At 64.8% G+C, this 13,367-nt stretch carries 13 protein-coding genes; 5 read left to right on the top strand and 8 right to left on the bottom strand.

Going from position 1 to position 13,367, the window contains the following annotated elements:
• Positions 1–7: 7 nt before the first annotated feature.
• Together ACZ5Y5_RS00065 and ACZ5Y5_RS00060 are read right to left on the bottom strand one after the other, a co-directional pair.
• Positions 8–997 carry a S66 peptidase family protein gene (locus tag ACZ5Y5_RS00065; RefSeq protein WP_464810550.1) on the bottom strand — a complete coding sequence of 330 codons (990 nt, stop codon included), beginning with the start codon at positions 995–997 and terminating at the stop codon, positions 8–10.
• Between the two features lie 41 nt (positions 998–1,038).
• Positions 1,039–1,482 (bottom strand): cupin domain-containing protein, encoded by a 444-nt coding sequence (locus ACZ5Y5_RS00060; protein WP_464809188.1) that lies wholly within the window; start codon positions 1,480–1,482, stop codon positions 1,039–1,041.
• Between the two features lie 50 nt (positions 1,483–1,532).
• Between ACZ5Y5_RS00060 and dapE the strand changes: the two genes are divergently transcribed.
• Positions 1,533–2,675 (top strand): succinyl-diaminopimelate desuccinylase, encoded by a 1,143-nt coding sequence (gene dapE, locus ACZ5Y5_RS00055; protein WP_464809187.1) that lies wholly within the window; start codon positions 1,533–1,535, stop codon positions 2,673–2,675.
• 57 nt (positions 2,676–2,732) lie between these two features.
• Here the strand turns inward: dapE and ACZ5Y5_RS00050 are convergent, their stop codons facing one another.
• The 4 genes from ACZ5Y5_RS00050 to ACZ5Y5_RS00035 form a co-directional block, all read right to left on the bottom strand.
• Complete coding sequence (locus ACZ5Y5_RS00050; protein ID WP_464809186.1) at positions 2,733–4,409, bottom strand: putative bifunctional diguanylate cyclase/phosphodiesterase; 1,677 nt, start codon at positions 4,407–4,409, stop codon at positions 2,733–2,735.
• Between the two features lie 99 nt (positions 4,410–4,508).
• Positions 4,509–5,042 carry a Smr/MutS family protein gene (locus tag ACZ5Y5_RS00045; protein WP_464809185.1) on the bottom strand — a complete coding sequence of 178 codons (534 nt, stop codon included), beginning with the start codon at positions 5,040–5,042 and terminating at the stop codon, positions 4,509–4,511.
• Positions 5,043–5,054: 12 nt separating this feature from the next.
• On the bottom strand, positions 5,055–6,308 hold the full coding sequence (mltA, locus tag ACZ5Y5_RS00040) for a murein transglycosylase A (RefSeq protein WP_464809184.1): 1,254 nt from the start codon (positions 6,306–6,308) through the stop codon (positions 5,055–5,057).
• A complete protein-coding gene (locus tag ACZ5Y5_RS00035) occupies positions 6,305–6,961 on the bottom strand; it encodes a Tim44/TimA family putative adaptor protein (RefSeq protein ID WP_464809183.1) in 657 nt (218 codons plus the stop codon). The genes mltA and ACZ5Y5_RS00035 overlap by 4 nt, the downstream gene beginning before the upstream one ends.
• Positions 6,962–7,146: 185 nt before the next feature.
• Here ACZ5Y5_RS00035 and secB point away from each other — a divergent pair, with 185 nt between their 5' ends.
• The 4 genes from secB (at position 7,147) to ACZ5Y5_RS00015 (ending at position 11,229) form a co-directional block, all read left to right on the top strand.
• Complete coding sequence (gene secB, locus ACZ5Y5_RS00030) at positions 7,147–7,650, top strand: protein-export chaperone SecB (protein ID WP_464809182.1); 504 nt, start codon at positions 7,147–7,149, stop codon at positions 7,648–7,650.
• Positions 7,651–7,791: 141 nt separating this feature from the next.
• The gene (murJ, locus tag ACZ5Y5_RS00025) at positions 7,792–9,399 is read left to right on the top strand and encodes a murein biosynthesis integral membrane protein MurJ (RefSeq protein WP_464809181.1); all 1,608 of its coding nucleotides are present in this window, start codon (positions 7,792–7,794) and stop codon (positions 9,397–9,399) included.
• Positions 9,400–9,403: 4 nt separating this feature from the next.
• On the top strand, positions 9,404–10,408 hold the full coding sequence (trpS, locus tag ACZ5Y5_RS00020; RefSeq protein ID WP_464809180.1) for a tryptophan--tRNA ligase: 1,005 nt from the start codon (positions 9,404–9,406) through the stop codon (positions 10,406–10,408).
• Positions 10,409–10,581: 173 nt separating this feature from the next.
• Positions 10,582–11,229, top strand: a complete 648-nt coding sequence (locus ACZ5Y5_RS00015; RefSeq protein ID WP_464809179.1) for a DUF4136 domain-containing protein — start codon at positions 10,582–10,584, stop codon at positions 11,227–11,229.
• A gap of 77 nt (positions 11,230–11,306) precedes the next feature.
• Here the strand turns inward: ACZ5Y5_RS00015 and ACZ5Y5_RS00010 are convergent, their stop codons facing one another.
• Entirely contained in the window at positions 11,307–11,912 is a 606-nt protein-coding gene (locus ACZ5Y5_RS00010; protein WP_464809178.1) for a peptidylprolyl isomerase, read from the bottom strand.
• A 39-nt stretch (positions 11,913–11,951) separates the two neighbouring features.
• Positions 11,952–13,367, bottom strand: a complete 1,416-nt coding sequence (gene dnaA, locus ACZ5Y5_RS00005) for a chromosomal replication initiator protein DnaA (protein ID WP_464809177.1) — start codon at positions 13,365–13,367, stop codon at positions 11,952–11,954.

Below are 13,367 nucleotides of genomic sequence, written 5' to 3'. Positions count from 1 at the left end.
GGCGAGCTTAGCTGACCGCCGGTTCCAGCAGGCGAATGCTGCCAGCATCCGCATCGATTTCGGCGCGCACGCCAAGCGGCAGACTGAACTGGTTGGCGATGTGGCCGATCGCGGCGCCCTGAAAAGCAGGCACGCCCAAGGGCTCCAGATGCTGCTGCAGCACTTCGGACAGGGTGAAGCCGCCATAGGACGGCTCGCGCGCGCTGCAACTGGTGCATTGGCCGAAGACCACGCCAGCAAGCTTTCCCAGCACCCCGGCCAGCGACAATTGGGTCAGCATGCGATCGATGCGATAGGGGGCCTCGTCCACATCCTCCAGGAACAGGATCGCGCCGCTGAAATCGGGGAGCCAAGGCGTGCCCATCAGTGCGGCAAGGACCGTCAGGTTGCCGCCGAGCAGCCGACCGCTCGCACGGCCGCCGCGAAAGGTGCGGATGCGACCGCCGAGCGGCACCAGCCGATCCTCCTTACCCTGCGGGTTTATCAGCGTCGGCGTTGCGCCGTCGAAGGCGATTGCGCGGAAAGTGTCCCAGCTGAACTGCGGCCAGCTGCTCGCGGCATTGGGGCCGTGGATGGTCGCGAATCCGGCGCGAGCGGCAAAGGCGAGGTGAAGCGCGGTGATGTCGCTGAACCCGACCAGCAGCTTTGGATTGGCGCGGATCGTGGCGAAATCCAGATAAGGCAGGATGCGCGCGCAGCCCCAGCCGCCCCGTACGGCGAAGACAGCACGCACATCACGGTCGGCGAACATCGCGTTGACGTCCGCCGCGCGATCGGCATCCCTGCCCGCGAGATAGCCGTAGCGCTCCACCAGATGCCGGGCAGGCTTGGGCTTCAGACCCATGGCGGCGACGGTTTCCTTGACGATTTCGAGGTCAAAGGCGTCGTCGGTGAAGCCCGCCGGTTCGATCAGCCCCACCGTGTCACCGGGACGAAGCCGGGGCGGCTTGGTAAGGAGTGGCGGCGGAGACTTGGCCGCGATCAGCGCGCCGCCCATGCCAGCCAGCATCATGCGCCTGTCGAGCCCGGCCGATCCGCTCAAAAAGCGCTCCCGTCCTTGCGATGATACCCGCCGCGCGACCAAAGCAGGTCAATGTCCGGATAATGCGCGTCGCCGGTCGGTGTCCGGCCGAAGGCGAGCAGTTCGCAATCGCCGTCGCTTTCGTTGACGATGTGATGGCCGTTGGGCTCTCCCTTGGGGAAAGCGGCCATGTCTCCCGGCTGCATCGCCACGCGGCCTTCATCCTCCACCAGAACGGCTTGGCCGCTCAGGACGACGACAAATTCATCCTCATCCTCATGCCAGTGCCTTTGGGAGGAGGCAGCGCCCGGCTTCAGCACGACATGGCTGACGCCGAAGTCCGCGAGCCCATTGTCAGGGCCGAGCTTTCGCACCCAACGGCCATCCACGGCAGCGGCGTAGGGAGCCGGATAGCCGGTCCTGTTGCTCTGCTCTATGAGTGTGAGATTGATCTTGGGCATGATCCTTCCTCCGGCTGGCAAAGGCGCTCGGCTTTCGCTAACGCAGCGCCATGAGCATGACCAGCACCAATGCCGACATAGTGGATATAGCACGCAAGCTGATCGCCTGTCCTTCGGTCACGCCGGCTCAGGGCGAAGTTTTTGCAGTGCTGGAGGCGATGCTGAAGCCGATGGGCTTCACCGTCGACCGGTTCGTGGTGGGCGAAGCGCCCGACGGGCCGGTCGAAAATCTGCTCGCCTGGCGGACGACGGGTGCAGGGCCGCATTTCGCCTTTGCCGGGCATCTGGATGTGGTGCCGCCGGGCGACGGGTGGACAAGCGATCCCTTTACGCCGGAGCTGCGCGGAGAACTGCTCTACGGGCGTGGCGCTGTTGACATGAAGGGATCGATCGCTGCTTTCGTGGGCGCCATCGGCAGCATTTCGGAGGAACTTCCGGGCACGATCAGCCTCATCATCACCGGGGATGAGGAAGGTCCGGCGGTGTACGGCACGCTGGCGCTGATGGAGCGCATGGCGGCGCATGGCCTGCGGCCCGACCTTTGCCTGGTGGGCGAGCCGACCTCATCACAGCGGCTGGGCGATGTCATCAAGATCGGCCGACGTGGATCGGTCAATATGTGGATCAGGGTCGATGGCACGCAGGGGCATGTCGCCTATCCGCATTTGGCCGACAATCCGATCCCGCGCCTCGTCCGCATCCTTTCAGCCATCGATGCGGAGGTGCTGGACGAGGGGAATGACTGGTTCCAGCCGAGCAATATCGAGATCACCGATCTGGAGGTCGGCAACCCGGCCACCAATGTCATTCCGGCGGCGGCAAAGGCGCGCATCTCGATCCGCTTCAACGACCAGCATAGCGGCGCGGAACTGATCGAACGGATCAGCGCGATTGCCGCGACCGAAGGCGGCGTTGTGACGGCGAAGATCAGCGGGGAGCCTTTCCTTACGGCGCCTGGGCCTCTGTCAGACCTCGTAGCGGGAGCGATCCGGGATGTGACGGGCGTGGAGGCGGAGCTTTCCACAACCGGCGGCACATCCGATGCGCGGTTCCTCTCGCGGCTTTGCCCGGTGGTGGAGTTCGGGCTGAACAACGCGACGATGCACAAGCTGGATGAAGCGGTCGCGGTGCAGGATTTGACAGCGCTGGGCGAGATTTATGCGCTGATCGTGCGGCGCGCTTTGGCTGGCTGATTTCGCGGCCACGCACCCTAACCGCCGCGCCATGCTGAACTTCTTTAGAATGGGAAATCAGACGATACGGCGATCGCTCTCGACCGGGGCGGTAAAGCGGGCGAGATAGTCCGCCTCGCCGGTCGGCCGTGCGAAATGATAGCCTTGGAAAAGGGTGCAGCCGATGACGCGCAGCATTTCCATCTGCGCCTGCGATTCGACGCCTTCCACCACCACTTCCATGCCCAGGCCCTGGATCAGGCCGACAACGGCGCTGCAGATCGTGCGTGCTTCGGCGGAAATGGCGATGTCGCGCACCAGGCTGCGGTCAATCTTGACGCGGTCGATCGGCAATTCCTTGAGACGCGAGAGGTTGGAATAGCCGGTGCCGAAATCGTCGATAGCGATCCGCACGCCTTCCTGTCGCAGAGCCCGCAGCTGATCCAGCACGCGCCTGTCCATTTCCATCGCGAGCGATTCGGAGATTTCCAGCTCCAGCATGTGCGGGGGCGTCTGGTGCGCGGCCATGGCGTGGCGCAGGCGCAGGAAGAAGTCCGCCTGCGACAATTCGCGCGAGGATATGTTGACGGCGATCCGCTGCCCAATGTCCGCTTGCGCCCAGCGGGAGGCGGTTTCGCAGACGCGGCCCATGACCCAATCGCCCAGCGCCACGATCGCGCCGCTTTCTTCGGCCACCGGCACGAAGAAGCCGGGCATCACCAGATCGCGCTCCGGATGCGCCCAGCGGATGAGGGCTTCGGCAGTGACGACGCGGCCGCTGATCGCCTCGACCTGCGGCTGAAATTCGAGGATGAACTCGTCGCGCTGCAGGGCGAGCAGCAGGTCGCGTTCCAACTCGGCGCGGTCCGCTGCTTCCAGAGCGAGTTCGGTGGTGAACATCTCGGCGCGGTTACGGCCCTGATGCTTGGCGTGGTACATGGCGATGTCGGCCGAACGCAACAGCGCGGAAAGCGTGTCGCCATGATCGGGGTAGCAGGCGATGCCAATCGACGCGCCTAGTTCGATATGCTGGCTGCCAAGGTCGAATCGCTCGCTGAGCGCGAACTGGATGGCGCGGGCGATCCGGCTGGCGGACTCGCGGCCGGGGAGGTCCGGGAAGAACATCGTGAATTCATCGCCAGCGAGGCGGCCGAGGACGGCATCGCTCAGGCCGGCACTGACCTGCGCCATCACGACTTCGCGCAGGCGGCCGGCGACGCGGGCGAGCAGCTGATCGCCCGCGGCATGGCCGAGCGTGTCATTGACGCCCTTGAAGCCATCAAGGTCGATGAAGAACAGTGCCGCCGCGCGCTCCTCCTCCCGTTCTGCGAGCAGCCGTTCGACCTGGCGGCAGAAGCTGGTGCGGTTGGCGAGGCCGGTGACCTGATCAAACAGGGCGAGCGTCTGCACATGGTCGAGATTGGTGCGCACCTGGCTGAACAGGCTGGTCATGGCGACGGAGAGGTCGGGCAGTTCGTCCGCTATCTCCGGAGAGACTGGCGATTGCAGGTCGCCATGCGCGGCCGCGATCAGCCTTTCCGTTGCAATGTCGATGGCGTCGGCGGTCGTGGCGATCGTCTGGCGCGCGGACGCCCAGCTCATCGTGCCGCATAATATGGCGATGATGAGCGAGCGGCCGATGCCGACGATGTCGGTCGCCTGATCCTGCCCGAGCACGAGGGACAGGGTAAACACCAGCGCCCCCGCGGCGCAGGCGAAGGCGGTGGCGCGGCTTTTCAATGTCACGCCCTGCATGTGCCTCCCGCCCAGAGCGCAGCTCGACGATGAGCCGCGGATGAGGAGGGGTATGAAGGACGCTGGTTAAGAAAAGGTCAGTGACCGTCCGTAGGGAGGCTATTTTTTGCGGCGCAATATGACATAGATTGCGCCCTCTCCGCCGTGGCGGGGATGAGCCAGGCGGACGCTGGCGATGCGGTCGGCATAGGCGCTGGTTTCCAGCCAGTGGCCAATCTCTCCCCGGATCGCGCCGCGACGTGAATCGCGGCCGGTTGCGTTGGCTTTGGGCGGTTTGCCCGTCACGATCAACAGGATACGCAGGTCGCGGGAGAGGGCCGTGGCGAGCGCCTGGTTCAGCCTGGTGTGGGCGGCGGAAAGGCTGTGGCCATGGAGGTCGATCGCCATGTCCGGTACGAGCGTGCCGCTACGGATCCGACGCTCCCAATTGGAATCGAGCATGGCCGCCGGGCTTCGAACGGGCGCCGGAATGGCAGAAGGGAGCGGCGCTGGCGTTAACCCTGGCCGGGCCGCGGGTGCTGTGGGTGCAGGGGGCGCATCGACCGGGCGAGAGCCAGGCCGCAACGGCCGGACCGATCGGGTGAGCGCGCTCCAAAGCGCCTGTTCTTCAGACGAAAGATGCCGCCGCGCCATGGCCAAGGGCGCTCACTGGCTCGAGAGGCGCGCGGCAGAGCCGATCGGCAGCAGAATGAGCGCGCTGCCGCGAGCGGACATGCCCCCGGCGACCGACCGTGCGCGGTCGCCCGCGCCCCAGAAGCTGTCGAAGCGGTTCGCGCCCTTGATCGCGCCGCCGGTATCCTGCGCGATCCAGATGCCATTGGGTTCGGCGCGGTCGAGCGAGAGCAGGATGGGGGCGCCCAGCGGCACATATTTCGGGTCGGCAGCAACCGTCGCTTCCGCGGTCACGGGTACGCCCAACGCCCCCAGCGGCCCCGCGCCCGTCAGTTCGCGGAAGAAGACGAAGCTCTTATTCTCATTCATGATCTGCGCGCCTTCGGCGGGATTGGCGCGCAGATAAGCCATGATGTCCTGCATCGATCCGGCCTGGATGAGGCCGCGATCCTTCATCAGCTTGCCGATACCGGTATAGTCGCGGCCATTTTGCCCGTCATAGCCGATACGCATGACGCCGCCATCGGACAGGAGAAGGCGGCCGCTACCCTGCACCTGAAGGAAGAAAAATTCGACCGGGTCCGCCGCCCAGGCAATCTCCAGACCGCGCCCCGCCAGCGAGCCGGACACGATCTGCGACCGGTCGTCATAGGGGACGAAGTTGCTGCCCTGCACCTTGCCGCGGATCGTCTTGCCCTTGAGGCTGTCGCTGAACAGACCGAGATTGACATCGATCAGATCGGGCGGGCGGCGATAGATCGGCACCTGATAACCAGCCTGCCGAGTACGGGACCCGGCGATTTCCGGTTCATAATAGCCGGTGACGAAGGCCGTTCCCGGCCCGACCTGCACCGCTTCGAAATTGCGCGAGAAAAATTCGCTGGCACTGGCGTCGGGCCAACTGGACGCGGCGGCGCAGGCGCTGTTCCAGTCCGATCCACGGGTGAGGCCGCTCTGGTCGGTGCGCCGCATCAGCGATGGGCAGGAGATGCGGAAAGCTTCCAGCGCCTTTCGGGAACGCTCGCCGGACGGGATGAGGGTCGCGAGGTCGGGGCCACGGATAATGCCTGCGGCGAGCGCCGTTCCGGTGTCGGCCACAGGGACCGGCGGCGGGGTTACCGGCAGCGTCGGGCGTGGCGTAGCGGGAAGCGGGCGAACTGCCGCTTCGCCGCCGCGTGACGGTCGGGCTGGTGGGGCTCCCGGCGCTCCGGGCGGTATGACGCCGCCAGCGCATGCAGATAGCAGCAGCGCCGCGGCCAGCGCACCCCCCGACTGGCGCAGGCTCATGCAGCCTCGTCGGTTTCGCTGAGCTTCCAGTTGGGATCGGTGCTGCGCAGGTCGCGCGTGAAGGTCCAGATATCGTTGGTGCCGACCGCGTCGGTCAACGATCCCGCGACGACATTGCCATCCTGGTCACGCGTTACTGCCGCGATGTCGGCTTCGAACCGTAGCGACACTTCGGCAATCCGGCCGCTGACGCTCGCATCGACGATCTGCGCCTTTTCGATGCGGACGAGGCGGTTGTCGAGGACATGGCCAGCTGCTTCGCGCTGCGCGATGGCTTCTTCGAAGGACGCCAGCACGTCGGCGTCGCAGAGCCATTCCAGTTCCGAACGGTCGCCGCGCCAGAAGGCTTCAAGCACCATCTTGTAGGCAGCCTTGGCGCCTTCGACGAACTGCGGCACATCGAAGCTGCGGTCAGCCGCGATCAGCGCACGCACGCCCGCTTCGCCGCCGGGCGCGATCAGGCCGTCGGCAAGCCGCACCGAATCGCCGGGCATGTCGGTTACCGGCCGCGGCTGAAGCACCGTCACCTTGGCCCGCTCCTCGGCCGGACGCAGGGCAGGCTCCTGCTCATGCCCCGTCCGCTTGCCAAGAACGGAATAGAGCCGCAGCGCCAGAAATCCGGCGATGAGGGCGAGGATGACAATTACATACACGGGGCCAGGCACCCTTTGGTCTAGATTCAAGAAAACAACGCAGCCAACATAGGCATGTTTCCCCCAAATTCAAATCTCCGCTTTCGGCCGCCGCCATTGCCCTGCCCCGCCGCCCCTGCTAAGCGCACGGGCCATTGTCCCGGGCGCGTCGCCTGTGGATCAACAGGGAAAATCAGGAAGCACAGATGGCCGACGAAGCCGATACCATCCAGACTGCCAACACGGGCAACGGCGCGGACACGGGGCCGCAGATCGCGCTGATCAGCCAATATGTGAAGGACCTGTCGTTCGAAAACCCGAACGCGCCCACCGTTTATCAGTGGCAGGACCAGCCGCAGATCGACGTGCAGTTCAACATCGGCGCTGACAAGGTCGGCGAAGAAGTCGTCGAAGTTTCGCTGAAGATCGAAGTGAAGGCGACCGCGCCGCAGGGCACCGCCTTTGCCGTCGAACTGGTCTATGCCGCCATCTTCGGCATGCGCAACGTGCCCGACGAGCAGCTTCAGCCCTTCATGCTGGCCGAAGCGCCACGCCTGATCTTCCCCTTCGCCCGCCGCGTGCTGGCAGACGCCATCCGCGACGGCGGCTTCCCGCCGCTGCTGCTGGACCCGATCGATTTCGGCGGCCTTTATGAACAGCAAGCGCAGGCGATCGCGCAGACGGCGGGTGAGCCGGCCGGGCACGCCTGACAATATAATGATCTCTGGTCCCGTTCGGGCTGTTCGAACAAGTCACTGGCGTCGTTCGAATGTCAAAGCCCTTCTCTTCTCAGTTCAAGAGAAGGAAAGCCCTTCGACAAGCTCAGGGCGAACGGGCGGAGACATGAAAATATGAAACTGGCAAAGGCGCTCGGGTCGGTCGGCGGGCTGACGCTGGCCAGCCGCATACTTGCCCTGGTGCGGGATTCGCTGGCGGCGCGCTATGTCGGCGCAGGCTTCGCATCCGATGCCTTCAACGGTGTCGCCTTCCGCCTGCCCAACATGTTCCGTGCCCTCTTCGCAGAGGGCGCCTTTTCCGCCGCCTTCATCCCCATGTTCAACCGCAAGGCGGCGGGGCCCGGCGGGATCGCGGCAGGCTATCATTTCGCCGAGCGGGCGCTGGCCGTACTGCTGCCGGTGCTGATCCTCTTCACTGTCGTGCTGATCGCTGCCGCGTGGCCGATCACCTGGCTGCTGTCGGGCGGCTTTTCGCGGCAGAACCCGACGCCTGAACAATTCGCCTTTGCGGTGCTGCTGTCCCGCATCACCCTGCCCTATCTGGCGCTGATCAGCCTCGCCTCCCTGTTGGGCGGCATATTGAACTCGCTCGACAAATTCTGGGTCAATGCGGCCGCGCCCATTCTGCTCAACCTGGCGATGATCGCCGGGCTGTGGCTGTTCCACGGCGCGGACGAATATGAGACTGCGCGCGTGCAGGCGATTTCCGTGACGGTGGGCGGCGCGCTGCAACTGTTGTGGCTGATCTGGGCTTGCCGCCGGGCGGGCGTGTCGATGAAGCTCAAGCGCCCGCGCTTCGACGCGGATGTTCGCGAATTGCTGCGGCTTATCGTGCCTGCTGCGGCCGGTGCGGGTGCGTCGCAGATCAACCTGTTGATCTCCACCGCTCTGTCTGGATGGCTGCTCGCATCGGGCTCTATCACCTATATCTATTATGCCGACCGGCTGAACCAGTTGCCGCTGGGGCTGATCGGCATCGGCCTTGGCACGATATTGCTGCCAACCATTTCCCGCATGCTGTCCACCGGGCAGGAACAGCAAGCGATGGAGACGCAGAACCGGGGCATCGAGCTGGCGCTGTTCCTCACCCTGCCCGCAACCGTCGCCTTCATCACCGTGGCCGAACCGATCGTACGCGGGCTGTTCCAATATGGGCGCTTCACGGTCGAAGATGCGCAGCGGTGCGGCTGGGCGCTGTCGGCCTTTTCGATCGGCCTGCCCTCCTATGTGCTCGTGAAGGTACTGACGCCCGGCTATTATGCGCGCGGCGATACGAAGACGCCGGTGCGCTATGCGATGCTGTCGATCCTCATCAACATCATCGGCAATATCGCGCTGATCCCGCTGATGGCGCGCGCCGGGCTGGGGCATGTCGCGCCGCCGCTCGCGACCGCGCTGTCGTCCACCGTCAATGTGGCGATGCTCTATGCGACACTGGTGAAGCGCGGGCATTTCGCGGCTGACGCTCAGCTGCGCAGGCGGCTGCCCCGGCTGGCGCTGGCGGCGGTGGCGATGGGTGGCGCGCTGTTCGCGGGCGAAAGCCTTCTGGAGCCATGGCTCGGCGGAGCGATGATCCAGCGTTATGTGGCGCTCGCCATGCTTGTCGGCGCGGGGATCGCCCTTTACGGGGTGGCCTGTTTCCTCACGGGCGCTTATCGGGTGTCCGACCTAAAGGCGCTTATGCGCCGGCGGGGTTCAACCGCAACATCGAAGAACGGATAGAAGAATGCGCGTCCTTTCCGGCATCCAGCCGACCGGCAATCTGCACCTGGGCAATTATCTGGGCGCGATCCGCAACTGGGTGCGGATGCAGGACGAGATGGACGCGCAAAGCCAGTGCTTCTTCTTCCTCGCCGACATGCACTCCATCACGGTGCATGAGGGGCGCGAGCAGCGCATCCGCAACGTCCGCGACATGGCGGCGGCGCTGGTCGCGGCGGGCATCGATCCCGATCGTTCCGTCCTGTTCAACCAGGCGCGCGTGCCCGCCCATGCGGAATTGTGCTGGTTGCTGAACGGCACGGCGCGGATCGGCTGGCTCAACCGCATGACCCAGTTCAAGGACAAGGTGGGCAAGGACCGCGAGGGCGCGTCGATCGGCCTGTTCGTCTATCCCGTCCTGCAGGCGGCCGACATCCTGGTCTATAACGCTACCCATGTGCCGGTGGGCGAGGACCAGAAGCAGCATCTGGAACTGGCGCGCGATATCGCGACCAAGTTCAATACTGATTTTGGGGTGGAGCTGTTCACCCTGCCCGACCCGATCATCCCCAAGGAATCGGCGCGCATCATGTCCTTCCGCGACGGGACGGCAAAGATGTCCAAGTCCGATCCCAGCGACATGAGCCGCATCAACCTGACCGACGATGATGATACGATCATGCAGAAGGTGAGGAAGGCGAAGACCGATCCCGAACCGCTGCCGGAAAGCGCGGCGGGGCTGACTGGACGTCCGGAGGCGAACAACCTCGTCGGCATCTACGCGACCCTGGCCGGCACCACCGCCGACGCTGTCTGCGCCGAATTCGCGGGCAAGGGCTTTGGCGCGTTCAAGCCTGCGCTGGGTGAACTGCTGGTGGAAACACTGCGGCCGATCCGGTCCCGCTTCCTGGAATTGCGCACCGATGATGCGGCGCTGGATGCTATCCTGGAGAAGGGTGCGACCAAGGCAAAGGCTGCAGCGGAACCGACGCTGCGTGCGGCCTATGATGCCATGGGACTGATGCGCTGAAGCCTGCTGGCCGGGCCGTCTGACGGGAAGATCATGACCGTGCCGTCCTAGGGATGACCGGACATGATTTGCGCTCGCTCGCCCTGTTCGAGCGTTCAAATGGTGTTCAGTTGCGTTATGCTACGCCAGAGCGCAAGATTGTAACAGGCTTACCGCCTACAGGACGCAGAACGATGAACCCTATCAAGAAGATCGGCCTGGCTGCGGCGCCCGCTCTGGCGCTGGTGGCCCTGTCTGGCTGCGCGACGCCGTTCAAGGCGGACGTGGCCCGCTTCCAGCAGTTGCCCGCGCCCGCCGGGCAGAGTTTCACCATCGTTGCCGACGATCCTCGTCTGGCGGGTGGTCTTGAATTTTCGCAATATGCAGGATTGGTAGGACAGCGGCTGAGCCAGACCGGCTATGTTCCCGCGAGCGATCCGGCGCGCGCCGACCTGATCGTGCGGGTCGCCTATCATGTGGATAATGGGCGGGAAAAGGTACGCTCAACCGGATTCGGGCGGCCCGATCCGTTCTTCTATGGCGGCTGGGGCTGGCGCGGCCGCTGGGGTCGGCCATGGGGCTACGGCTTTTATGATCCGTGGCTCTTCGGTCCGGGCTATAGCGACGTCAGCAGCTACACCGTCTATACCAGCGACCTCAGCATGAAGATCGACCGGGCGGCGGACAATCGCCGGCTGTTCGAGGGCAAGGCGAGCGCGCAATCGCTGTCGAACCGGCTGACCTATCTGGTGCCGAACCTGATCGACGCCATGTTTACCGGCTTCCCGGGGCAAAATGGCGAGGAAGTGAAGATCACCCTGCCGCCCGAGCGGAAGGGCTGAGTAGATTGTAACGGGGCGGCTCCCAGCCATGCCCATTGCCCGGCGGTCGGTGATCGCCGGGCTTTTCTTTTGCCCCGTCAGGGAAGACGGCGGGCCGTGAGAATCTTGACAGGCTGATCGAGCATCTGACCCTTCATCACGCCTTCGCCTGCGGTCGGTGACTTGGGCGCGGAGAGGATCGCACGGACGGCGTCCATGCCCTCCACGACATGGGCGAACACGGCAAAACCCTGATTGTCGCCCGCTGCTTCCGGATGGGCGTCCATGCTTGGCATATTGCCCAGCACGATGAAGAAATCGCCGGTGGCGCTGCCGGGCGCGTAGCGGGCCATGGAGAGCGCGCCGTCATCATGGGTGAGGCCGGTTTGCGTGGTTGGCTCATGTGCGATCGGTGGCAGGACGCGCGAAGGGGCATTTTGCGTGCCGCCCTGAACGAAGCCATAGTCCGGCGAGCCGACGCCGCGATAGAAGCTGGCGCCATCGAACCGCTTCTGATCGACATAGCGCAGGAAATTAGCTGCAGTGATGGGCGCCTTGCCCAAATGGACCGCGACGATGATGCGCCCGGCGTCGGTATCGAGCGCAACCCGCACATCGGCAGGCGATGCTGTGGCAGCTGTCTGAGCCCGAAGCGGCGAAAGCGTCAGGAGAGCGGCGAGTAGCAGGGCGACATAGCGGATCATGGCTCTCACCCTAATGCCTTCGCCGCCTTCTTGTCAGCGTCAGTTTTCCAGCTGACGCAGCAAGGCGCGGATGTCGGCATCGATGTCCGCATTGGTCTGGCGCAATTCCTCGATCGTGCGGACAGCGTGGATCACCGTGCTATGATCGCGGCCGCCAAAGATGCGACCGATTTCGGGAAGCGAGCGCGGCGTCATCTTCTTGGCGAGATACATGGCGACCTGGCGCGGACGGGCGACGGCACGGGCACGGCGCTTCGAGCGCATCTCCGCCGCATCGATCTTGTAATGGGCGGCGCAGATCTTCTGGATCTCATCGACGGTGATGCGGCGGGCGTTGGCGCGGACGGCATCAGCCAGCATGCTTTGCGCAAATTCCAGATCGACCGAGCGGCCGGTCAGCTGGCCATAGGCGATGAGCTTGTTGAACGCGCCTTCCAGTTCCCGGATGTTCGATCGGATCGAACGGGCAAGGAAATCCACCACTGCATCGGGCACCGGCGGGTCGCCGGCGATGGCGCGCTTCGCCTCCAGGATGGCGAGGCGCAGGTCGAGGTCGGCCGGGCGAATGTCCGCTACCAGACCGCCCGCGAGGCGGGAGAGGATGCGGGCGTCGATCGAGTCGAGCATCTGCGGTGCGCGATCGGCGGTAACGACGATGCGGGCACCCGAATCGATGAGGTCGTTGATGGTGTGGAGGAACTCCTCCTGAGTCGAACCCTTGCCAGCAATGAACTGGATATCGTCGATCAGCAGCAGCCGGGCAGCGCGCAGGCGCGCCTTGAACATCATGGTTTCGTTCGCGCGCATGGCGTTCACGAATTCCATCATGAACCGTTCGGCCGACATGTAGAGGACGGGGGCGCTTGGCGAGTGGGTGGAGAAATGCTGCGCGATGGCGTGCAGCAGGTGCGTCTTGCCCTGACCAGTGCTCCCATGAATGAAGAGCGGGCTGAAGCGCGGCTGAGCCTCGCCAGCGATCGCCTGCGCCGCGGAAAAGGCGAGATGGTTGGAGTCGCCCGTCACGAAATCGGCAAAGCTGTGGCGCGGCTGGAAATTGCAGGCGACGCCAGCTTCGGGAAGGACAGCATCAGCCGCCGGAGCGGCGTCCTGTGCCGGGGTGGCTTCCAGGAGGCGCGGGCCGACCATATGGGGCGCACGGCGCAGCCGCACCTCGCGCACGCCGACCCCGGCGCAACGCCAGGCCATGCGCAAACGGTCGCCAAAATGGCCGGATACGAAATTGGCGGTGAAGTCCGACGCGAACAACAGGTCCAGCGTCTGGGATTCCGGGCAATAGTCGCCAAGTTGACCGGCCTTCAGCCACTGGTCGAACATGCGCGGGCCGATGTCCCGGCGGAGCCCCGTGCGGATGGCGTCCCAGGCGGATTCAAGGCGCGCATGATCATGCGAAGCCTGAACGCTCGAATTACCTGACACTGCCGCTAAACCCTTCAT

It is taken from the genome of Sphingobium sp. TomTYG65 (genome assembly GCF_055395525.1).
This window is presented reverse-complemented; position numbering and strand designations above follow the sequence as displayed.